The 21,660-nt window shown below is 58.2% G+C and carries 18 protein-coding genes, 1 tRNA gene, 2 rRNA genes and 2 pseudogenes (1 of these 23 only partly in view); 9 read left to right on the top strand and 14 right to left on the bottom strand.

What is annotated here, in order from left to right; translation table 11 throughout:
• Window positions 1–3 precede the first annotated feature (3 nt).
• From secD to lptF, 9 genes and pseudogenes are all read right to left on the bottom strand, one after another.
• Window positions 4–1,884 carry a protein translocase subunit SecD gene (gene secD / locus KZ772_RS16700; RefSeq protein WP_290537574.1) on the bottom strand — a complete coding sequence of 627 codons (1,881 nt, stop codon included), beginning with the start codon at window positions 1,882–1,884 and terminating at the stop codon, window positions 4–6.
• A gap of 126 nt (window positions 1,885–2,010) precedes the next feature.
• Window positions 2,011–2,355 (bottom strand): preprotein translocase subunit YajC, encoded by a 345-nt coding sequence (gene yajC / locus KZ772_RS16695; protein ID WP_300147644.1) that lies wholly within the window; start codon window positions 2,353–2,355, stop codon window positions 2,011–2,013.
• Between the two features lie 34 nt (window positions 2,356–2,389).
• The gene (gene tgt, locus KZ772_RS16690; RefSeq protein ID WP_290539494.1) at window positions 2,390–3,502 is read right to left on the bottom strand and encodes a tRNA guanosine(34) transglycosylase Tgt; all 1,113 of its coding nucleotides are present in this window, start codon (window positions 3,500–3,502) and stop codon (window positions 2,390–2,392) included.
• Between the two features lie 9 nt (window positions 3,503–3,511).
• Window positions 3,512–4,556 (bottom strand): annotated as a pseudogene (gene queA, locus KZ772_RS16685) (tRNA preQ1(34) S-adenosylmethionine ribosyltransferase-isomerase QueA).
• Between the two features lie 158 nt (window positions 4,557–4,714).
• Entirely contained in the window at window positions 4,715–5,185 is a 471-nt protein-coding gene (locus KZ772_RS16680; protein WP_290537573.1) for an RDD family protein, read from the bottom strand.
• Between the two features lie 92 nt (window positions 5,186–5,277).
• Window positions 5,278–5,364 (bottom strand) — tRNA-Leu (locus KZ772_RS16675).
• A gap of 64 nt (window positions 5,365–5,428) precedes the next feature.
• Window positions 5,429–6,139 carry a PP2C family serine/threonine-protein phosphatase gene (locus KZ772_RS16670; RefSeq protein ID WP_290537572.1) on the bottom strand — a complete coding sequence of 237 codons (711 nt, stop codon included), beginning with the start codon at window positions 6,137–6,139 and terminating at the stop codon, window positions 5,429–5,431.
• Between the two features lie 2 nt (window positions 6,140–6,141).
• Window positions 6,142–7,203, bottom strand: coding sequence for an LPS export ABC transporter permease LptG (gene lptG, locus KZ772_RS16665; protein WP_290537571.1), 1,062 nt, complete (start codon window positions 7,201–7,203; stop codon window positions 6,142–6,144).
• Window positions 7,200–8,318 (bottom strand): LPS export ABC transporter permease LptF, encoded by a 1,119-nt coding sequence (lptF, locus tag KZ772_RS16660; protein ID WP_290537570.1) that lies wholly within the window; start codon window positions 8,316–8,318, stop codon window positions 7,200–7,202. The genes lptG and lptF overlap by 4 nt, the downstream gene beginning before the upstream one ends.
• 321 nt (window positions 8,319–8,639) lie before the next feature.
• Here lptF and KZ772_RS16655 point away from each other — a divergent pair, with 321 nt between their 5' ends.
• From KZ772_RS16655 to KZ772_RS16625, 7 genes and pseudogenes are all read left to right on the top strand, one after another.
• Window positions 8,640–10,109 carry a leucyl aminopeptidase gene (locus KZ772_RS16655; protein ID WP_290537569.1) on the top strand — a complete coding sequence of 490 codons (1,470 nt, stop codon included), beginning with the start codon at window positions 8,640–8,642 and terminating at the stop codon, window positions 10,107–10,109.
• 66 nt (window positions 10,110–10,175) lie between these two features.
• Window positions 10,176–10,595 (top strand): DNA polymerase III subunit chi, encoded by a 420-nt coding sequence (locus tag KZ772_RS16650; protein WP_290537568.1) that lies wholly within the window; start codon window positions 10,176–10,178, stop codon window positions 10,593–10,595.
• Between the two features lie 19 nt (window positions 10,596–10,614).
• Window positions 10,615–10,974, top strand: coding sequence for a hypothetical protein (locus KZ772_RS16645; RefSeq protein WP_290537567.1), 360 nt, complete (start codon window positions 10,615–10,617; stop codon window positions 10,972–10,974).
• Window positions 10,975–11,098: 124 nt separating this feature from the next.
• The gene (locus tag KZ772_RS16640; protein ID WP_290537566.1) at window positions 11,099–13,858 is read left to right on the top strand and encodes a valine--tRNA ligase; all 2,760 of its coding nucleotides are present in this window, start codon (window positions 11,099–11,101) and stop codon (window positions 13,856–13,858) included.
• Between the two features lie 19 nt (window positions 13,859–13,877).
• Window positions 13,878–13,976: pseudogene (locus tag KZ772_RS16635) on the top strand (TetR/AcrR family transcriptional regulator); the annotation flags it as partial.
• A 229-nt stretch (window positions 13,977–14,205) separates the two neighbouring features.
• The gene (locus KZ772_RS16630) at window positions 14,206–14,445 is read left to right on the top strand and encodes a hypothetical protein (protein ID WP_290539526.1); all 240 of its coding nucleotides are present in this window, start codon (window positions 14,206–14,208) and stop codon (window positions 14,443–14,445) included.
• Window positions 14,446–14,618: 173 nt separating this feature from the next.
• Window positions 14,619–15,260: a methyltransferase gene (locus KZ772_RS16625; protein ID WP_290539525.1), complete on the top strand. Its 642-nt coding sequence runs from the start codon at window positions 14,619–14,621 to the stop codon at window positions 15,258–15,260.
• Window positions 15,261–15,282: 22 nt separating this feature from the next.
• On the opposite strand, the gene KZ772_RS16620 is transcribed toward KZ772_RS16625, so the two are convergent.
• Together KZ772_RS16620 and KZ772_RS16615 are read right to left on the bottom strand one after the other, a co-directional pair.
• Complete coding sequence (locus KZ772_RS16620) at window positions 15,283–15,966, bottom strand: TetR/AcrR family transcriptional regulator (RefSeq protein ID WP_290537565.1); 684 nt, start codon at window positions 15,964–15,966, stop codon at window positions 15,283–15,285.
• A gap of 78 nt (window positions 15,967–16,044) precedes the next feature.
• Complete coding sequence (locus KZ772_RS16615) at window positions 16,045–16,245, bottom strand: DUF2061 domain-containing protein (RefSeq protein ID WP_290537564.1); 201 nt, start codon at window positions 16,243–16,245, stop codon at window positions 16,045–16,047.
• A 199-nt stretch (window positions 16,246–16,444) separates the two neighbouring features.
• Between KZ772_RS16615 and KZ772_RS16610 the strand changes: the two genes are divergently transcribed.
• The gene (locus tag KZ772_RS16610; protein ID WP_290537563.1) at window positions 16,445–17,416 is read left to right on the top strand and encodes a DUF4382 domain-containing protein; all 972 of its coding nucleotides are present in this window, start codon (window positions 16,445–16,447) and stop codon (window positions 17,414–17,416) included.
• A 13-nt stretch (window positions 17,417–17,429) separates the two neighbouring features.
• Window positions 17,430–18,332, top strand: coding sequence for a lipid kinase YegS (gene yegS / locus KZ772_RS16605; protein WP_290537562.1), 903 nt, complete (start codon window positions 17,430–17,432; stop codon window positions 18,330–18,332).
• On the opposite strand, the gene KZ772_RS16600 is transcribed toward yegS, so the two are convergent.
• The 3 genes from KZ772_RS16600 to KZ772_RS16590 form a co-directional block, all read right to left on the bottom strand.
• Window positions 18,321–18,863, bottom strand: a complete 543-nt coding sequence (locus KZ772_RS16600) for a tyrosine-protein phosphatase (RefSeq protein ID WP_290537561.1) — start codon at window positions 18,861–18,863, stop codon at window positions 18,321–18,323. The genes yegS and KZ772_RS16600 overlap by 12 nt on opposite strands.
• Before the next feature lie 410 nt (window positions 18,864–19,273).
• Window positions 19,274–19,389, bottom strand: a 5S ribosomal RNA gene (gene rrf, locus KZ772_RS16595).
• A 187-nt stretch (window positions 19,390–19,576) separates the two neighbouring features.
• A 23S ribosomal RNA gene (locus tag KZ772_RS16590) occupies window positions 19,577–21,660 on the bottom strand (it continues 808 nt past the right edge of the window).

The following is a 21,660-nucleotide window of genomic DNA, read 5'->3' as shown; positions in this document are numbered from 1 at the left end:
GCCTCAGATACTCAGTTTGGCCGGTGCACGGGCACCGCGACCGTAGATCATTTCCACCATGGCACGGGTGCCGATGATAGACGTGAACATGGAAGTGAGAATGCCGATGAACAGGGTTACCGCGAACCCCTGTACCGACCCGGTACCGGCAGCAAACAGGATCACCGCCACGATCAGGGTGGTGATATTGGCATCCAGAATGGTGGTAAAAGCCTTGCCGTAGCCTTCTTCAATGGCTTGCAACGGTTTAAGGCCCCGACGCAGATCTTCTTTCACCCGCTCGAAAATCAGCACGTTGGCATCCACCGCCATCCCCACGGTCAGCACGATACCGGCGATGCCGGGCAGGGTCAGGGTGGCACCGGGAATCAGTGACATGATGCCAACGATGATTACCAGGTTACCCAGCAGAGCCACATTGGCCACCAGCCCGAATACCTTGTACCAGACCGCCATGAAGATCAGCACCAGGGCCAGCCCCAGCGCCATGGATTTGAGACCGGCTTCGATGTTTTCCGCCCCCAGGCTTGGTCCCACGGTACGCTCTTCGACAATACTCACAGGCGCCGCCAGCGAACCGGCTCGCAGCAGCAGAGCCAGCTCTGAGGCTTCCGCAGGATTATCCAGGCCGGTGATGCGGAAGCGACTGCCCAGAGTATCCTGAATGGTCGCCACGTTGATCACGTACTTCTCCGTGGTGCTGACCATCTTGTCCACGGTATTGCCATCGGCATCGATGGATTTCTGCACATCGGTTTTCGTTTCGATGAACAGCACGCCCATGGGATTACCCACATTCTTGCCGGTGATGCGTTGCATACGCTTGGCACCATCGCCATCCAGCGTCACGTTCACCTCCGGTGAACCGTTCTGCTGGTCGAAGCCCATGCGCGCATCAATCACCTGATCACCGGTGGCAATCTTGGACTTGCTCAGTGCGACAATACGGCCTTCCTGCCCCTTGAAGGGGAAGAACTCCAGCCCCGGCGGCGCCACCCCGGTGCGCAGGCGGGCAGACGACACACTGTTATCCACCAACCGGAACTCCAGGGTAGCGGTACGGCCGAGAATCCGGCGAGCCTGGGAGGCATCCTGAATCCCCGGCAGCTGCACGACGATACGATCAGACCCCTGACGCTGCACCACGGCTTCCGCCACACCCAGTTCGTTGACCCGCTTGTTCAGGGCGGTGCGGTTCTGATCCACCGCGTAGTCCTGCATTTCCTTGAGCGCACTGTCATTCAGCGTCAGCACCACTTCCGGGCTGTCACTGGCAGGCTTCATGGCAAAGTTTTCCAGCGCCCGACGCAACGGCGCCCGGGCCGCATCTGCAGCCACCTGGTCGGCAAAGGTGGCAGTAATCGTGGTGCCATCAACCTCCACACTGCGATAGCGAACCCCGGCATCGCGCAGGGTCAGCTTGGCATTCCCGGCCCAGGCTTCCATGCGGCTGGTCACCACTGCGTCCATATCCACCTGCAGCAGGAAGTGCACCCCGCCACGCAGATCCAGGCCCAGGTTCATGGGGCTGGCGCCCACAGCTCGCAGCCATTGAGGAGTGGTGGCTGCCAGGTTCAAGGCCACCACATAGTTATCACCCAGCAGGTTGGAGGCGATCTCCCGGGCACGGAGTTGTGCTTCAGTATCACCCAGACGCACCAGCAGAGAGGTACCGACGACCTCACCAGGGCCGGGGTTCAGATCGGCATCCTCCAGAGCACCCAGTACCCGCTGGCGGGCCACATCGGTAACCTCACCACCAGCTTCGGCGTGGCTGATCTGGATGGCAGGCGCATCGGGATACAGATTGGGGAGCGCATAAAGGCCGCAGACAATCAGTGCGGTCAGTAGCAGGAAAAATTTCCAGCGGGGGTAGCGGGTCATAATTCTTTCCGGTGTTGCCGGTTCTTTGGGCTGGGAATTGAAAGCACGGCGCCTTCAACCCCTTGGCAATACAGGCATTGCGAAGCCTGCAAAGAGCCCCGTACTCGACGGGGCTGACCGTTGTTATTAGATGGACTTGATGGTGCCTTTGGGCAGGGTTGCCTGGACGCTGCCTTTCTGCAGTTTGATTTCCAGGTTATTGCTGATTTCCACCACCACGAAGTCATCGGTGACCTTGCTGATGCGGCCCAGAATGCCGCCGCTGGTGACCACTTCATCACCCTTGCTCAGGCTTTCCACCAGGTTCTTGTGTTCCTTGGCCCGCTTCTGCTGAGGGCGAATCAGGAAGAAGTAAAACACCACCATCATCACTACCAGCATGATCAGCTCCACACCGCCAGGGCCGGCAGGCGCAGCAGCATACGCCGGGGAGATCAGGGCCGTGGCCAACAGGGCCAGGATGGAACGCATTGCGATTTTCATTGATTACTCCAGTTTCAAATAACTACAGCGCAGGGGTTTGTTGGCCACGCGCCGCATAGAAGTTGTCCACAAAGGCGGACAATGTACCCCCTTCAATGGCCCCCCGCAATCCAGCCATCAGGCGCTGATAATAACGCAGGTTATGGATGGTATTGAGTTGAGAGCCCAGCATTTCGTTGCAGCGATCCAGGTGATGCAGATAGCTGCGGGAGAAATGCTGGCAGGTATAGCAGTCACAGTCCGCCTCCAGGGGAGCCAGATCGTGACGATGCCGGGCGTTGCGGATTTTCACCACGCCTTCGGCGGTAAACAGGTGGCCATTGCGGGCATTGCGGGTGGGCATCACGCAATCGAACATGTCCACGCCGCGCCGGACCGCCTCGACGATGTCATCCGGCTTACCCACACCCATCAGGTAGCGTGGTCGGTCTGCAGGCATGTGCGGCGTCAGATTACCCAGGGTGCGCAGCATTTCTTCCTGGGGCTCGCCCACGCTCAGGCCACCCACGGCGTAGCCGTCAAAGCCGATATCCACCAGCCCGGTCAGGGACTCCTGACGCAGGTTGTCGTACATGCCGCCCTGGACAATGCCGAAACAAGCCGCATCATTCCCTTCGTGAGCGTCTTTCGAGCGTTGCGCCCAGCGCAGGGACAGCTCCATGGAATCCCGGGCCTGCTTTTCCGTGGCCGGGAAAGGCGTGCATTCATCAAAGATCATGCAGATATCGCTGCCCAGGGAGCGTTGCACCTGCATGGCCTTTTCCGGGGTCAGTTCTACCCGATCACCATTGATGGGGTTCTTGAACACCACCCCCTGCTCGGAAATCTTGCGCATCTCGCCCAGGCTGAACACCTGAAAGCCGCCGGAATCGGTGAGGATCGGCTTGTCCCACTGCATGAAACCGTGCAGGGAGCCGTGGGCCTCGATCACTTCGGTGCCCGGGCGCAGCATCAGGTGGAAGGTATTGCCCAGGCAGATCTCGGCGCCGGTATCGGCCAGATCCTTCGGCAACATGCCCTTGACGGTGCCATAGGTACCCACCGGCATGAACGCCGGAGTCTGGATAGTACCGCGCGGAAAGGTGATCTGCCCGCGTCGGGCGGCGCCGTCAGTGGCGCTGAGAGAAAACTGCATTCGAGACATTCAACGCCCCTCTGCGGGAGGCATATCCACCCGCTCAATAAACATGGCATCGCCATAACTGAAAAAGCGGTACTGCGCGTCGATGGCCGCCTGATAGGCCTCCATCACCCGGTCTCGCCCGGCAAAAGCACTCATCAGCATCAGCAGGGTGGATTTGGGCAGATGGAAATTGGTCACCAGGCAATCCACCAGCCGGAACCGGTAGCCCGGATAGATAAAGATATCGGTCTCCCCTTGCCCCGCCATCAAGCCACCGGACTGACTGGCCGCTTCCAGGGCACGCAGCGCCGTGGTGCCCACCGCCACAACCCGGCCACCCCGGGCATGGGCCTGTGCCACCTGCTCCACCAGTGAGTCGGGGATCTGGTAACGCTCACTGTGCATGTGGTGGTCTTCCACCTTGTCCACACGCACCGGCTGAAAGGTGCCAGCTCCTACATGGAGGGTGACGAAACCGATATCAACCCCATATTGCTCCAGGGCCGCCAGCATCTCGTCATCGAAATGCAGGCCTGCAGTGGGGGCAGCCACCGCCCCCGGTCTCACGGGCATAGACGGTCTGGTAGCGTTCCATGTCACCGGCTTCATCGGGCCGGTCGATATAGGGTGGCAGCGGCACATGACCGATACGCTCCAGCGCCGCCAACAGGGTATCGCAACCGTGAAACTGAAGAATGAACAGGGCATCGCGGCGGCCGGTTACCTGGGCACGTACGCCTTCTTCAAACTGCAGCCAGGAACCCGGCTTCGGCGACTTGGAGGCACGCACATGGGCCAGGGCCTCATGATCATCCACCACCCGCTCAATCAGCACTTCCACCTTGCCGCCGCTTTCCTTCTGACCAAACAGGCGGGCAGGAATCACCCGGGTATCATTGAAAATCAACAGGTCACCGGGGCGCACATGGGAGAGCAGATCCGGGAATTGTTGGTGCTGAAGGGCGTCCCGGGTCAGTGCCAACAGGCGGGCATCACGACGCTCGGCGGGAGGATGGCGGGCAATCAGCCCATCAGGGAGAACAAAATCAAAATCGTCGACGTTCACGTACTGTACCGGCACGGAAGCTATAAGGGGAGGCAAGGATACCTGCTCTGCCACGAGGAAAAAACCGTAACCCGCCTATCAATCGCCGCAGGGACTTGCCTGCAAGCGAACCGCGACACCGGTTCAGCTGCAAGCAGCCTCCTACAGGCGGGATCCAGTCAGGTGTTTTTCGGTTTCTTGGGCAATTCTACCGTGGCGGTGGCGGACAGGCGGTCATGCAGAGTCTGATGAGGCGCGATCAGCACCACCAGATAACCGGCGCCAAATGCCCCCCAGGAGACGAAGGCCCCCAGGAAGCGAACCAGGGTCTGCCACAGCCTGACTGGACCACCCCGGTAATCCCGAACCTGCAACCGCCAGGCACGCATGCCCAGGGTCTGACCGCCGCGCATCCAGAACCAGGCGTAGAACAGCCAGGTTTCCACCAACAACAGGGGCAACAGAATGCCCTTCAGGTAACCGGGCGCCGCACGGGTAACACCGTTGATGGATTCTTCCGGCAATCCGGTATGGGGATACACCAGCACAAAAATACCCGCCGTCACGAACCACAAGGCCATCACCAGAAAACCGTCATAGACCAACGCCATCAGACGTTTGAGCAAACCGGCAGGTTGCAGCTTTTCCATCAGGTCACTCCCTTTCAGGGGCGGGCGGCTTGCATCTTTGCGCCTGCTGCGCCCATAAAAAAGCCCGCACAAAGCGGGCTTTTTTATTCGTCTGGTACCAGAGGCCGGACTTGAACCGGCACGCCCGCGAAGGCAACGGATTTTGAATCCGTCGTGTCTACCAATTCCACCACTCTGGCAGTGGTGCGCGAGTATACCAGCAGATGACGGCTTTGCCAGCCTTAGACAGATATTTGTCTACTCTTAATGCTCATCGGCGGACACTTTTATCGCTGTCACATTATCCCGGCTACCGGCATCGAGGGCTGCCTTGAGGATGGCCGATTCGCTGGCCCCTTCCGTCAGCAAGCGCGTCAAGTCGCCCACCGTGAGCACTGAATGCACCCCGTCCGTGGTCAGCAAAAACTGTTGGTTCGCTGAAATATCGAAACGCGCCTGCTCCAGTTCGAGCATGTCGCCATTGCCGATAGCCTGGTAGATCACATGGGCACGGGGGTGTGACATGGCCTGGCGCTCATCAATGTCCCCCGCATCCACCAGGGCCTGCACCGGGGTATGGTCCCGGGTCAGCATGACGGCATCCTTGCCGGCATGGCGGTAAAGCCGGGCATCGCCGGACCACAACACTGCAGCTTCATCCCGATAGATCAGCAACACCACCACGGTGGCGCCCATGGGCTTGCTGCCCAAATGCAAGGCGGCATGGTGGCGAATGGCGAGGTTAGCGCTCTGCAGTGCGAACTCCACGGCCATCAGCCGGTGAGCGATACCGCCCCCCAGCGTTACAGCGTCAAGGGATTCTCGAACAATAGTGGCGGCCAGATCACCGGCATCGTGCCCCCCCATGCCATCGATTACCGCCCAGAGCCCTTCGTCGTCCCGGCAAACCAGGGTGTCTTCGTTGGCAGGCCGGCGCCCTTTATGGGTGCGTCCCTGCCCCCTCCAGACTGTCATTATTAGCGGACCCGTTGCAGTAGCCAGACACCCAGGATCAGACACAGTGCCGGGGGCACAACCGCCGCCATCAATGGTTCGGTATGAAATACCAGCGATAATTGGCCAAAGAACTGCTGGCCGTAATGAAAGATCAGCCCAGCCACAATCCCCGCCGTCAGGCGCAGGCCCATGGTCACCTCTCGCAGTGGACCAAACACAAACGAAATGGCAATCAACACCATTCCGATGGTGGCCAGCGGCATGAACAGCTTCTGCCAGAAACTGAGCATGTAGTCGGCGGTTTCCAGCCCCTGACGCTTCAGGTAATCGGTGTATTCAAGCAGCTTGGCCATGGCCAGATGATCCGGCTCCAGTACCACAATGCTGAGCAGTTGCGGGGTCAGTTTGGTTTGCCACTGAGCGTTGTCGCGGTTGAATATTTCAGCGCCCTCATCGGAAAGTCGGGTTCCCTTGATGCCCTCCAATGACCAGTAATCCCCCTGGTAAATCGCCCGCTCCACAAACTGGGTTTCTACCAGTTTGTGATTATCATCAAAACGATAACGGGTCAGCCCGTAGAGCACGCCATTAGGTTGCACCGCATTGATATGGATAAACTCTGCGCCTTCCCGGTGCCAATAACCGTATTTGGAACGTAGCGCCTCGCCACCCCCCTCGGCCATGGAACGGTTACTCTGCGCCACCTGTTCCGAATAAGGGGTCAGATACTCACCGAGAGGGATGGACAGGAGAATCAGCAGGAAAACCGGGCGCAACACCAGCCAACTTACCTTCAGCGTAGAAACACCGGAGGCCCGAATCACCGACAACTCACCACTATTGGCCAGCAAGCCCAGGCCGATCAGCGTGCCCAGCAAAATCGCCATTGGCAGATATTCGTGCACCCGGCGCGGCGTTGTCGTGAGGATAAACTGCAGGGCCTGCATGGCCTGGTAATCACCACGCAGGCCTTCCAGTTCGTAAATAAACCCGAACAGACAATCCAGGCCTACGATAATGCCAAGGATGGCAAGGGTGGGTATCAGCACCGCCCGCCAGAAGTAGCGTTTCAACAGTCTCACGCCCGCCTCCTGCGACGGAAAATCCGCCCACCGAAATACAACAGAAACACCACCACCACGGCTACCAAATGCACCCAGCCGGTATGCAGATACCAGGGCAATGCCCCCTCATGATCCTCAATGGCACTACGTGTCACCAGCAGCATACCCACATACAGCATGTAGCCCAGCACCGCCGGGATCAGCCGGTAAAAGCGCCCCTGGCGCGGATTGACCCGGGCCAGCGGAATCGCCGCCAGTGCCATAATCGGTACGGTAAGAATGAGGGAAATACGCCACTGCAGTTCAGCCATGGCATCGCGACTATTGTCTCGTTCCTCGATCAATTCCGCGGTCGGCCGGCCACGGACCTTGGGAGGGCGACTGTCGGTACGCTCCTTGCCGATCCGTACCCGCGCTTCCTTGAAGCCGATTTCTTTATAGTCGCTCCGGCCCGGCTTGCCCTGATACTGGAAACCTTCTGTCAGCAGCAGATAACTGATGCCATCCTCCTGAACCAGCTTGCCGCTCTTGGCCCATACCGTCAGCAGGCGATCCGCTTCACCCCGGGCCTGGAAACGGGCATCTGCCACAAACACATTCTCCAGCACCCCTTTTTCCCGGTTCATCTGTTCCGCATAGGTGGCACGCTGGGTATTGCTGGAGCCCTTTACATGGAAGCGTCCCGGGGTGAGCAGCTCCAGCACAGAGCGGTCCTTCTGCTCTTCAAAAATGCGATTGACCTCCGCATCCCCGCGAGGTGTCACATAGAGGGAAAACATGGCCACCAGGGTGGTAGCCATGAGAATCGGCAGTATCAGGGAACGAACAATCCGGCTATTGCCTTGGCCACCGGCCTGCAGCACCACCATCTCGTTGTCCATATGCATGCGCCCGAGCACCAGCAGCAGGCCGATATAGAGACTCAGGGGAACGATCATCTGCAGAAATTCCGGCATCCGGAACGCCATTACCAGGAACAGTGCATCAGCGGCGATTTCACCGGCGGCGGCCTCTGCGAGGTATTTGATGAAGCGTCCACTGACCAGCACCATCACCAGAATAAAGGTGACCATGACGGTGGTCATGAAGACTTGCCGGTTAATATAACGGTGAAGAATCAAGGGCTGGCCCACTCATCCTTGTCTGCAAAAAGGCACCGACGCCTGAAACGGCAGGGCTGAGAGCCTGCGGCACCGGCACATACCGCGCGGGCAACCGGACCTTCAGGTACCTGCGGCAGCAGTGAATGGGCCCTAGTGTAACTGACTGGCCGGCCAAGGTGATAATGATGCGAAGCGAAATACCAACGATGGTGGCAGCTTCACCAGCAAAATGATCGGCCTTGCTGCTGCACTCCGATTGCGTTTGACTGCCGAACAGCCCAATATTTCACTGTTTTTTGCACTGGCAACCCGTTTTGCCGCGTGTCATACCTTGATTGATTTGGAGACAGCATGGACTTCGCAGTAAGCAACAGGCCCCTGGACAAATTCAAAGCCGACGCGCTGATTCTGGTGCTGGGCAAGAACGGCGATCTCCCCGAGACGCTGCCGGAGAGCACCCGCGACCAGCTTACCCGTTTCATCAAGGCCGGCGATTTTGACGGCAGCAAGGGCCAGATGAGCTGGCTGCATCAACCGGAAGGCCTGAGCGCCGCACGAGTGCTGCTGGTCGGCAGGGGCGACAAGCCACTTTCCGACATCCAGTGGCAGGACCTGCTTCGCAGCACCGTGAAAACGGTCAGCAAGGCACCGGTCAAACACGCACTCTGGCTGTTCGATGCCGACCTGTCACAGAGCCTGGAATGGCAGGCGCGGGAAGGCACCCGAGTGGCGGAAGAAAGCACCTACCGTTTCGACCAGTACCGCAGCAAACCGGCTCCGGGCAGCAAACTGGCCAAGTGGACCTTCTGGCATGCGGAAAAGGATGCCGCCCTGAGCAAGGCCAGCAAAATCGGCAAGGGCGTGGCCAGCGGCGTCAACCTGGCCCGCGACCTGGGCAACCTGCCCCCCAACGACTGCTACCCGGAATACCTGAGCGGCGTGGCCCGCGACCTGGGCAAGCAATACGACAAACTCACCGTGAAGGTGATCAGCCAGGCCCAGGCTGAAAAGATGGGCATGGGAGCCTTCGTTGCCGTGGCCAAGGGCTCCGAACGCCAAGGCCAGATCATCGTCATGGAATACAAGGGAGCCAAACCCACCAAGCAAGGGCCTGTGGCCCTGGTCGGCAAGGGCATCACCTTTGATACCGGCGGCATTTCCCTGAAGCCCGGCGCCAACATGGACGAGATGAAATACGACATGGGCGGCGCCTCCAGCGTGTTCGGCAGCGTCAAGACGGTATGCGAGCTCGACCTGCCCATCCATCTGGTGGCCGTGATTGCAGCAGCGGAAAACATGCCCGACGGGCGTGCGTCCCGCCCCGGCGATATCGTCAAGACCCTGTCCGGGCAGACCGTGGAAATCCTCAACACCGACGCCGAAGGCCGGCTGGTGCTGTGCGACGCTCTCACCTATGTGCAGCAGAAGCACAAGCCGCACACCGTTATCGACGTGGCCACCCTCACCGGTGCCTGCGTGGTTGCCCTGGGCGCCCACGCCCAGGCGGTATACAGCAACGACGATGACCTCAGTCAGGCTTTGCTGGCCGCCGGCCAGCAAACCGGCGACCGCGGCTGGCCCATGCCTCTGTGGGACGAGTACCAGAGCCAGCTGGACAGCCCCTTCGCCGACATGCAGAACATCGGTGGCCCCAAAGCTGGCTCCATCACTGCGGCCTGCTTCCTGTCCCGCTTTGCCAAAGACGTGAAATGGGCCCATCTGGATATCGCTGGCACCGCCTGGATCAGCGGCGGCATGAGCAAAGGCGCCACCGGCCGGCCGGTACCCATGCTGACCCGCTACCTGATGGACCAGTGCTGATTCGTCTCAAACATTCGCGGCGCGCCCCCGGGCGTGCCGCGCTTTATGTAATGACACGGGCCTCCCATGACTGAAGTCACTTTCTACCTGAGCAACAAGGCCGGCGATGGCGTCCGCCAGGCCCTGGCTTGGCGCATTGCTGACAAGGCCCAGAAACAGGGCCGCCTGGTCTATATTCATTGCCGGGATGCGGACCATGCACGACAACTGGACGACCAGTTCTGGCAAGCTCCTTCCGCTGGCTTCCTTCCCCATGCAATCCAGCAGCAAGGGGACGCGCCAGTCATTCTGGGCCACGGCGGAGACCCCGGCGATCACCACGATGTGTTGATCAACCTGACCGATCAGGTGCCGGATTTTGCCTCCCGTTTCCAGCGGGTTGCAGAGATGATCAGCGGCGCCGAGAATGAAAGACAGGCTGGGCGCGAGCGATTCCGCTTTTACCGTGAGCGGGGCTTCCCGGTCACCACCCACGAACTGGGCTGAACACCCCACGGACACCACCATGAGCGACCGGGAGTCACGCAAAAAAGAGCTTCTCAAAGAGCTTGGCGATGTGCAGTCCCTGCTGGACGATGCCGAGACGGCGCCACCACGCTCCCCATCCGATCGCAGTGCCCTGGATCGGGAACAGATCCGCAAGCTGGCCAGCGAACGAAGCAACCCCTTTCTCGGCACCCCGGCGCCTGCCCCACAGGGCAATCCGGCTCCGGCAACTGTTGCACCAACACCCTCTGCGGCCCGCCCATCGCTGAACAATGCCGATATTGATGCGGTGATTGACGAGCTGGTGGCTGAGGCCCTGCCGAAACTGGAAAAGGCCCTGCGCCTGAAGCTGCGCGCCGCCCTGCGCAAAAAGTCGTAAGTCCTCGCTTTCCCGGATACCCCCTCACCTGGCTCCGGCAACCGGGTTTTCCCGCAACCCGCGACGCCGCCGCCCTGCTCCGCTATAATTCGCCCTCATTTTTTACTGGTTTAGAAGCGGACTCATGGACAAGACTTATCAACCCGATCGCATCGAACAGGCCTGGTACGAAAACTGGGAAAAAGCCGGTTATTTCAAGCCGTCCGGCCAGGGTGATTCCTTTTGCATCATGATTCCGCCCCCCAATGTGACCGGCAGCCTGCACATGGGCCATGCCTTCCAGGACACCATCATGGACACCCTGGTGCGCTACCGTCGCATGCAGGGCCGCAATACCCTGTGGCAGGTAGGCACCGACCATGCCGGTATTGCCACCCAGATGGTGGTGGAGCGCAAGCTGGCCGGGGAAGGCACCAACCGCCACGAACTGGGCCGTGACAAGTTCCTGGAGAAAGTCTGGGAGTGGAAAGGCGAATCCGGCGGCACCATTACCCGCCAGCTGCGCCGCATGGGCGCCAGCGTGGACTGGACCCGCGAGCGCTTCACCATGGACGACGGCCTGTCCAACGCGGTACGTGAAGTCTTTGTGCGCCTGCACAAGGAAGGCCTAATCTACCGCGGCAAGCGGCTGGTGAACTGGGACCCGACCCTGCATACCGCCATTTCCGATCTGGAAGTGGAAAACGTGGAAGAACAGGGCCACATGTGGCACTTCCGCTATCCGCTGTCCGACGGTTCCGGGCACCTGGTGGTGGCCACCACCCGCCCGGAAACCATGCTCGGTGACACCGCCGTGGCGGTGCACCCGGAAGACCCGCGCTACAAGGACATGATCGGCAAGACCATTCGCCTGCCGCTGGCAGATCGTGATATCCCCATCATTGCCGACGATTACGTGGACCCGGACTTCGGCTCCGGCTGCGTGAAGATCACCCCGGCCCACGATTTCAACGACTACGAAGTGGGCAAGCGCCACGACCTGCCGATGATCAATATTCTGACCATTGATGCAGCGCTGAATGACGAAGTACCGGAACCCTACCGCGGCATGGACCGGGTCGACGCCCGCAAGAAGGTAGTGGATGATCTGGATGCTCTGGGTCTGCTGGAAAAAGTGGCCGACCACACCCTGCAGGTGCCCCGCGGCGACCGCTCCGGCGTGGTGATCGAACCCTACCTGACCGACCAGTGGTTCGTGGCCGTGGAAGAGCTGGCCAAGCCGGCCATCGCCGCCGTGGAAAACGGCGATATCCAGTTCGTGCCGAAGAACTACGAGAACATGTATTTCTCCTGGATGCGTGATCTTCAGGACTGGTGCATCTCACGCCAGCTGTGGTGGGGCCACCGCATCCCGGCCTGGTATGACAACGACGGCAACGTCTATGTGGGCCGCAATGAAGAAGAAGTACGCGCCAATAACAACCTAGGCGATATTCCCCTGACCCAGGACGAAGACGTGCTCGACACCTGGTTCAGCTCCGCCCTATGGACCTTCTCCACCCTGGGTTGGCCGGAAGATACCGACGCCCTGCGCACCTTCCACCCCACCGATGTGCTGGTCACCGGCTTCGACATCATCTTCTTCTGGGTGGCGAGGATGATCATGATGACCCTTAAGTTCACCGATCAGGTGCCCTTCAAGAAGGTCTATGTGCATGGCTTGGTGCGTGATAACGACGGCCAGAAAATGTCCAAGTCCAAGGGCAATGTGCTCGATCCGCTGGACATGATTGACGGCATCACCCTGGATGCACTGGTGGAAAAGCGCACCAAGGGGCTGATGCAGCCGCAGAAAGAAAAGCAGATCACCAAGCGCACCCACAAGGATTTCCCGGACGGCATCAACCCCTACGGCACCGATGCCCTGCGCTTCACCTTCCTGTCGCTGGCCTCCACCGGCCGCGATATCAAATGGGACATGGGCCGTATCGAGGGCTACCGGAACTTCTGCAACAAAATCTGGAATGCCGCCCGCTACGTGATGATGAACACCGAGGGTGAAGACTGCGGTCTGAGCGGAGAGGTGGAACTGTCTCTGGCAGACCGCTGGATTATTTCGGCTCTTCAGCGCGCCGAGCGGGAAGTCAGCGAGGCCCTGGACAGCTTCCGTTTCGACGTGGCCAGCCATGCCGCCTACGAGTTCATCTGGAACGAGTATTGCGACTGGTACCTGGAACTCTCCAAGCCGGTGCTGTGGGGCGACGACTACTCCGAGGCCCAGAAGCGCGGCACCCGCCGCACCCTGGTGACCGTGCTGGAAGCCATACTGCGTCTGGCTCACCCCTTCATGCCTTTCATCACCGAAGAAATCTGGCAGAAGATCGGCCCCATGGCCGGCAAAAGCGGTCACACCATCATGCTGCAAGCCTTCCCGGCCAGCGACGCCAGCAAGATTGATGAAGAAGCGGAAACCGGCGCGGAATGGGTCAAGGCTGTCATCACTGCGGTGCGCAATATCCGTGGCGAAATGGGTATCCCCATGGGCAAGGCCCTGCCTCTGTTCCTGCATAACGGCAAGGACAGTGACAAGGCCCTGCTGGATGCCAACCGCACCTTCCTCAGCAAACTGGCCAAGCTGGAATCCATCACCTGGCTGAGCGCGGATGATTCCGCCCCGGCCTCCGCCACTGCCCTGGTCGGGGATATGGAAATTCTGGTGCCCATGGCCGGGCTAATCGACAAGGACGCAGAAATCGAACGACTGTCTAAAGAAATCGACAAACTGCGCAAGGAAGTGGGCCGCGCCGAGGTCAAACTGAAGAACCCCAAGTTTGTGGACAAGGCGCCCCAGGCAGTGGTTGACAAGGAAAAGGCCAAACTGGACGACTACCGTTCCCAGCAGGCCAAGCTCGAAGAGCAGCTGGAAAAAATCAAATATCTGTAACCGGTAACGGAAGGCCATCATGGATGATCCCCGCCGCGCCCGCATACTTGCCTGCGCCCAGGAAGTCTTCGCCAACGAAGGCTTCCGCAGCGCCGAGGTGAAAACCATTGCCGTGCAGGCTGGCGTGGGCAAGGCCACCATCTACAAGTTTTTTCCCTCCAAAGACGCCCTGCTGCTGACCATCGTGGAGGAAAACCTCAACACCATCCGCGACATCATTTTTGCCGACCTGATGAGCACGATTCCGCCCCTGCAACGGCTGGAAAACCTGTGCCGCAACGTGGCCCACTACCTGGAACAGAACCAGAATTTCTCCCGGGTGCTGATTCAGGAAGCCTCGGGATTTCATGGGCGATATCCAGCGCCAGTATCTGACCCTGATGGAACAGAACCTGCCGGTGGCAGATGCCTTCTTCAAGGAACTGCGAAAGGATGGCTACTTTGTAGCCTTGCCAACCCGCGATACCATCCTGATGATGGTGAATTTGGTGGTGGGCACCACCTACACTTGGGCGCTCACCGGCGAAGGCAGCCTGGAACAACAAGCCGCAGACTATATGAAGGTGTTGATCCGCGGCCTACGATAAACACGAGAACAGGACGAGATCATGCGCATTCTGATAGCCCTGACAGCACTGCTGTCCTTTTCCCTGTCGCAAGCCGCCTCCTCGACGATATCCTTTCCGCCCCACACCGCAGCGCAGAAGAGAAAGCCCGCGACGACTACCGGCATCCGGTGCAGACCCTGGATTTTTTCGGAGTGAAAAAGGACATGACCGTGGTGGAAGTCTGGCCCGGCGCCAAGGGCTGGTACACCGCCATTCTCGCACCCTACCTGCGCGAGGATGGCACCTTTTACGCCGCCCAGTTTCCGCCGGACAGTGACATCAGCTATTACACCCGCTCACTGACCCTGTTCAAGGCGCACCTGACGAAACACCCGGCTCTCTACGATCAGGTCCGCATCACCCATCTATATCCGCCAGCCTACAGCGACATTGCCCCCGCAGGCACCGCCGATCGGGTGCTCACGTTCCGCAATGTGCATAACTGGGCCAAGGCAGGCAAGACGGAAGCGGTCTTTGCCAGCTTCTTCAAGGCTCTGAAACCCGGTGGCATTCTTGGCGTAGTAGAACATCGTGCGCCGGAGGGACGCTCACTGGAAGAGCAGATTGAAAGCGGCTACATGACCGAAAGCTATGTGATCGCACAGGCAGAGAAAGCCGGCTTCCATCTGGCAAAACAGTCGGAAATCAACGCCAACCCGCAGGACAGCGCCGACCACCCCGCCGGGGTATGGACGCTGCCACCGTCATTGCGGCTGGGTGATCAGGACAGGGAGAAATATCTGGCGATCGGGGAGAGTGATCGCATGACGCTGAAATTCGTGAAGCCAGAATAAAACCGGCAACACCATTACAGACTCAGGATGCCGGGCGTTCCAGCATGCCCGGCGTTACCTCTCCGAGCACCAGGGATTCGGCAATGCCGATGGCGACCTTCTCGCACAGGTCCAGTCGCTCCTGGGAAAAGCCGCCATCCTCGAAGATATACAGGGAATAGTTTTCCAGCATCCACAGCATGGTTCGGAACACCAGGGGCTCATAGCTCTTGCCGGTGTAACGGCTAATCTGGGCAGTGAGCACCTCGGAGGCAATATCCTGGGCCCGGATCCGGTGAGGCGCCAGTGCAGAGGCCGAGGAGCGCGCCTCTTCCATCATCAGCTTGATGATCGGCCCCATACTTACGTGGTAGTCAAAGTAAACCTTGGTGGTATTACGGATGATGTCACGGGCCGAAGAAGCCTGCTTCACCTCCTTGTGGAAGTGCAGCAGCATATTGTCCACAAAGATGCGATAGATGCTTTCCAGCACGTCCATCTTGTTACGGAAATACTTGTAGAAGGTACGTCGGGACACATCGGAAGCATCCAGCAGATGCTGCACAGTGGTGCGCTGCAGACCCCGCTGGGCAAACACCTGCATGGAGTGGATCAGAATTTCCGACCGGGCCTGGGAGCGCTGCCCCCCCTCTTCCCGGGCGTGCACCTCCAGCACCTGATTCACCACCTGGCGGATCGCATCGATGTCACTGCTTGAATTCTGCACCTGACAAATACCCCTCAGAATGTATACTTGTGCGCTAGCTTAACTAACGGCCATGGCAGAGTAAACACTGAGTTTATCCTACGCCATGACCGTTCCGCTCACGGCCCCACCACGGGCCCCTCGTTTCCAGATCTTCTCGTGAAAGTGGTAGGCCACCGTATTCACACAGGGTTCCACAAGGGCTGTCGCCCCACCAATCCGCCAGTCACCAGTCATTGCCCAGACGACCAGAAACGCCACCGTAATGTGCATTGCACCGAAACTGAATGTCTTGAGCATTGGCCACCTCCTTTCGATCAATCATCTGCAGTTAGCCAACAATAGAAAAATACTATTATTTAATTTTACCGATAGATTACGGCAATTAACCCTGCAACAGCCACCAATCGTTAAGAGTTGTAAAGTCCCGCGCCCCATCACATCCCTTCTCCGCTATGCCACGTACATTAAATGAAACAGCAAACAGGGAGGAAACAACATGCAGCGCACACTCTTTATCCTGGCTACCGGCACCCTCCTAGCTGCCTGCGGCGGCTCCAGCAGCGACAACCCCTCACAGCCGCAAACTGGTGATGTTCAGCTATCAATGACGGACGCGCCCGCAGACGATCTCACCCGGGTGCAGCTCACCCTGAATGCGGTTGCACTCAAGCCAGCAGAAGGAGGCATGATTCGCCGAGACCTGGATGAGCCTCTGGTCATTGAAGATCTGCTGGCGCTGCAAGGCGCCGAGTCCACCGTGATTATGCCCACCACCACGGTTCCCGCCGGACGCTACAACTGGATTCGGCTGTATGTGCAAAGCGGAGACGGCAACACGTATGTGATCGATGATAATGGTGGCGAATTCCCCCTGTATGTTCCCGGCCAGCAGAATAACCAGGACCGCGAACGGCATGTCCAGTTGGTCAGCGGCTTTGTCGTTCCTGTCGACGGTGAAGTGAACTTCACTCTGGATGTCGATCTCCGCCGGGCTATCACCAAACCGGCTAACAAAGACTATTATCTGCTTCGGCCGGCAATTCGTATCGTTGATAACAGTACGGTTGGCATCATTGAAGGCACAGTCAGTGATGCGCTGATTAATGACGAAGCATGCACCTCTGTGATGGAAGGTGACACCCTTGAAGGCAACGCAGTGTATCTTTTCACCGGCAATGATGCGGTCACGGGTGATGTTTTTGTGGATGATCAGGGGAATCCAGCTGACAGCGACAATCCTGTCACAACTGCTACGGTAACCTACAACCCTGATAGTGATAGCTACGAATACCAGATAGGGTTTGTACCGGAAGGCGATTACACCGTGGCCTTTACCTGTCAGGCACTGGACGACATGCCTGATAGCGATGACGACCTGACATTTTCCGCACAACGCAATGTCAACGTGACGGCTGAACAGACAGAGGTCGCCGACTTGCCGGAAGAAGAAGTCATTACCACTCCATAAAGGCAGGAATGCCGTGACGACAAGAAGTCTGCTCGTTCTGCATGGCAAACAGGCTGCCAATGAAGAAGTTCGCCATGCAGTGATGGACTGGCGAGACAAAGGTCACGAACTTGAAGTGCGCGTCACCTGGGAAGCCGGCGATGCGGAACGTTGTGTACGTGAAGCCCTCGACCTCGGCTTTGACACCTTGATTGCCGGTGGTGGCGATGGCTCGGTGAGGGATATTGTCCATGCCATGATGGCCAGTGACAGGGATAACCTGTCACTGGCTATTCTGCCTCTGGGTACCGCTAACGATTTTGCGACCGCAGCCGGCATCCCTGACACGACCCCTGAGGCACTCAGTCTGCTGGAATCCCCCGCCAAACCCAGCGATGTGATTAGAGTTAATGATCACTACTTCCTGAATATGGCCACCGGCGGCTTCGGAACAGAAGTGACCACACAGACATCCGAAGACTTGAAAAGCATGTTGGGTGGCGCAGCTTACCTTCTCACCGGATTGACCCGCTTTTCTGAAATTCAGGCGGCCGAAGGCTTTTTCAGTAACGGAGAATTCGAATGGCAAGGCGAGTTCCTTGCCCTTGGTCTGGGCAATGGCCGCCAGGCAGGGGGCGGGCAGCGTCTTTGCCCGGATGCTTTGGTCAATGATGGCTTGCTGGATGTGGCCATCCTGCCAGCCCAGATGGATCTGCTAGCGGGCGTCAAGGAGCTGTTTGACAGTGAGGCGCGCCAGGCCCCTGATCAGGAAGGCCTGTTCGTGCGCTCACGCGTTTCTTCCCTCAGCATCAAAACCCCTAGCCCCATGAATCTGAACCTGGACGGGGAACCCATACAGAGCACCAAGTTCGACATTGCCGTGGTCCCCGACCGCCTCAGGCTCCACCTTCCCAGTGACAGCCCTTTACTGGGTTGAAGGCTCTGTCAGGCCGGCACAGCGCATAATAAAAGCCTTCACGGGCTGACGGCGCCCATCCAGTTTGTGACCGAATAACGGAAAGTGCTTCCATACCGCGTTGGCACGAACCCCATATCGACGTGTGGCCACGGCAACCACCATCATCCCGGTTCGTATTACTCCCATCTCGCAATGCACAAGGCAACGGCTGTCATCACGGTCCAGTTCTACAAGGAATGTCCGGATTTGTTCTTCGGAGGGCGGAGTATCCTGCGCCATAGGAATATTCACCAGCCTGATTCCCTGGTGACGGCAATAGCGGATCTGACGCTCATACCAAGCCCCCTTGCCGTATTCCGATTCGAGACGCAGGTTGATGATCGTGTTCACACCCAGGATACGGTGCACCACTCTCAAACCGATCGGCCCCAGTGTGCCGCTACGATAGAGTTTGCCCGCTTCTACTGTACGGAAGTGATACATGAGTTTTCGGTAACGGTAGATCAGTAACGCGATAGCCATGGTGATCAGGATGATATTCAACAGCATGGTCTGGACTCATTGCTTGTAGTGGAGCTATGAGCGTGGAGGATTGGCGGGTAGTGGGGATGACGGCCGGGTGGCGGTTTGGTTACAGGGGCCGAGGTTCGGGGCGGCACCGATTCGTTGGAGCCATGCTTGCATGGCGAAGGGGTGGTTTTAGCTTCTGGCTTCTAGCTTCTAGCTTCTGGCTTGTGGCTTGGGAGATGACCTACTTAGATAGCAAGCAAGCTTGCTATCCCTGCGGGACGCCTGCGGCGCCTCAAGCTGGCCCCTGCGGGGCATCGCTTGTCACACCTCGGCCCCCCTTGAGGGGATGGCGGCGTTGCCGCGAGGTAGGGAGTGTTGATCACCGTGATCCTGTATAAAACAAAAAACCCCCGACACTTTCGTGGCGGGGGTCTTTTGTTTATTTAAGAGCCTGACGATGACCTACTCTCACATGGGGAGACCCCACACTACCATCGGCGATATGTCGTTTCACTTCTGAGTTCGGCATGGGATCAGGTGGTTCCAACACTCTATGGTCGTCAGGCAAACTGGTTTGGTTTTCCTGATTGTCTCAGGGTCACCAAATTAGGTTGCCTTACCGGTGTACTACACTGCTCACCGGCAAAGCCAAATGGGAACGAGAAGTTTGCTATTCAATGGTGCAAGCGTCTATCTCTGACACCGTCTCTTTGCTGTCCTGGCTCTCGGAGCCGAGACTGCTTTGGTGTTATATAGTCAAGCCTCACGGGCAATTAGTACTGGTTAGCTTCACGCCTTACAACGCTTCCACACCCAGCCTATCAACGTTGTGGTCTTCAACGGCCCTTCAGGGGGGTCAAGCCCCCAGGGAGATCTCATCTTGAGGGAGGCTTCCCGCTTAGATGCTTTCAGCGGTTATCCCGTCCGAACGTAGCTACCCGGCAATGCCACTGGCGTGACAACCGGAACACCAGAGGTTCGTCCACTCCGGTCCTCTCGTACTAGGAGCAGCTCCTCTCAAATCTCCAACGCCCACGGCAGATAGGGACCGAACTGTCTCACGACGTTCTAAACCCAGCTCGCGTACCTCTTTAAATGGCGAACAGCCATACCCTTGGGACCGGCTTCAGCCCCAGGATGAGATGAGCCGACATCGAGGTGCCAAACACCGCCGTCGATATGAACTCTTGGGCGGTATCAGCCTGTTATCCCCGGAGTACCTTTTATCCGTTGAGCGATGGCCCTTCCATACAGAACCACCGGATCACTAAGACCTGCTTTCGCACCTGCTCGACTTGTAGGTCTCGCAGTCAAGCACCCTTCTACCTTTACGCTCGTTGCACGATGTCCGACCGTGCTGAGGGTACCTTTGTGCTCCTCCGTTACTCTTTGGGAGGAGACCGCCCCAGTCAAACTACCCACCACACAATGTCCCCGACCCGGATAACGGGCCTAGGTTAGAACCTCAAACATGCCAGGCTGGTATTTCAAGGACGACTCCACGATGACTAGCGTCACCGCTTCAAAGTCTCCCAGCTATCCTACACAAGCAGGTTCAAAGTCCACTGTGAAGCTATAGTAAAGGTTCACGGGGTCTTTCCGTCTAGCCGCGGGTACACAGCATCTTCACTGCGATTTCGATTTCACTGAGTCTCGGGTGGAGACAGCGCCCCCATCATTACGCCATTCGTGCAGGTCGGAACTTACCCGACAAGGAATTTCGCTACCTTAGGACCGTTATAGTTACGGCCGCCGTTTACCGGGGCTTCGATCAAGAGCTTCGCCGAAGCTAACCCCATCAATTAACCTTCCGGCACCGGGCAGGCGTCACACCCTATACGTCCGCTTACGCGTTTGCAGAGTGCTGTGTTTTTAATAAACAGTTGCAGGGGCCTTTTCACTGCGACCGCCAATAGCTCAGAGAGCAAGTCTCGTCACCGTCAGCGGCGTACCTTCTCCCGAAGTTACGGTACAATTTTGCCTAGTTCCTTCACCCGAGTTCTCTCAAGCGCCTTAGAATACTCATCCCAACCACCTGTGTCGGTTTGGGGTACGGTTCCTTATAACCTGAAGCTTAGAAGATTTTCCTGGAAGCATGGCATCAACCACTTCCCGGTCACAAAGGACCAGTGGTCTCGGTTCTCAGCCTTAAGGTGCCGGATTTGCCTAACACCTCAGCCTACGACCTTTCCCCGGGACAACCAACGCCCGGTAGGTATAGCCTTCTCCGTCTCTCCATCGCAGTTATAAGAAGTACGGGAATATTAACCCGTTTCCCATCAGCTACGCATTTCTGCCTCGCCTTAGGGGCCGACTCACCCTGCGCCGATTAGCGTTGCGCAGGAAACCTTGGTCTTTCGGCGTGGGGGTTTTTCACCCCCATTATCGTTACTCACGTCAGCATTCGCACTTGTGATACCTCCAGCATGCTTCTCAACACACCTTCACAGGCTTACACAACGCTCCCCTACCCAGCAGAACAAGTCTGCTGCCGCAGCTTCGGTATCCAGTTTGAGCCCCGTTACATCTTCCGCGCAGGCCGACTCGACTAGTGAGCTATTACGCTTTCTTTAAAGGGTGGCTGCTTCTAAGCCAACCTCCTAGCTGTCTGAGCCTTCCCACATCGTTTCCCACTTAACTGGAATTTGGGGACCTTAGCTGGCGGTCTGGGTTGTTTCCCTCTTCACGACGGACGTTAGCACCCGCCGTGTGTCTCCCGGATAGTACTCACTGGTATTCGGAGTTTGCATCGGTTTGGTAAGTCGGGATGACCCCCTAGCCGAAACAGTGCTCTACCCCCAGTGGTATTCGTCCGAGGCGCTACCTAAATAGCTTT

This window comes from Alcanivorax sp. (assembly GCF_019431375.1).
Lineage (GTDB): Bacteria > Pseudomonadota > Gammaproteobacteria > Pseudomonadales > Alcanivoracaceae > Alcanivorax > Alcanivorax jadensis_A.
This window is presented reverse-complemented; position numbering and strand designations above follow the sequence as displayed.

Bases quoted from the DNA above. Each gene is read 5' to 3' on its own strand.
- KZ772_RS16615 (WP_290537564.1), bottom strand. From the start codon at position 16,245: ATGCTCAAGACATTCAGTTTCGGTGCAATGCACATTACGGTGGCGTTT.
- KZ772_RS16645 (WP_290537567.1), top strand. From the start codon at position 10,615: ATGAGCGACCGGGAGTCACGCAAAAAAGAGCTTCTCAAAGAGCTTGGC.
- KZ772_RS16650 (WP_290537568.1), top strand. From the start codon at position 10,176: ATGACTGAAGTCACTTTCTACCTGAGCAACAAGGCCGGCGATGGCGTC.
- KZ772_RS16630 (WP_290539526.1), top strand. From the start codon at position 14,206: ATGGGCGATATCCAGCGCCAGTATCTGACCCTGATGGAACAGAACCTG.
- KZ772_RS16600 (WP_290537561.1), bottom strand. From the start codon at position 18,863: ATGCTGTTGAATATCATCCTGATCACCATGGCTATCGCGTTACTGATC.
- KZ772_RS16655 (WP_290537569.1), top strand. From the start codon at position 8,640: ATGGACTTCGCAGTAAGCAACAGGCCCCTGGACAAATTCAAAGCCGAC.
- tgt (WP_290539494.1), bottom strand. From the start codon at position 3,502: ATGCAGTTTTCTCTCAGCGCCACTGACGGCGCCGCCCGACGCGGGCAG.
- secD (WP_290537574.1), bottom strand. From the start codon at position 1,884: ATGACCCGCTACCCCCGCTGGAAATTTTTCCTGCTACTGACCGCACTG.
- KZ772_RS16680 (WP_290537573.1), bottom strand. From the start codon at position 5,185: ATGGAAAAGCTGCAACCTGCCGGTTTGCTCAAACGTCTGATGGCGTTG.
- KZ772_RS16670 (WP_290537572.1), bottom strand. From the start codon at position 6,139: ATGACAGTCTGGAGGGGGCAGGGACGCACCCATAAAGGGCGCCGGCCT.
- KZ772_RS16610 (WP_290537563.1), top strand. From the start codon at position 16,445: ATGCAGCGCACACTCTTTATCCTGGCTACCGGCACCCTCCTAGCTGCC.
- KZ772_RS16640 (WP_290537566.1), top strand. From the start codon at position 11,099: ATGGACAAGACTTATCAACCCGATCGCATCGAACAGGCCTGGTACGAA.
- yajC (WP_300147644.1), bottom strand. From the start codon at position 2,355: ATGCGTTCCATCCTGGCCCTGTTGGCCACGGCCCTGATCTCCCCGGCG.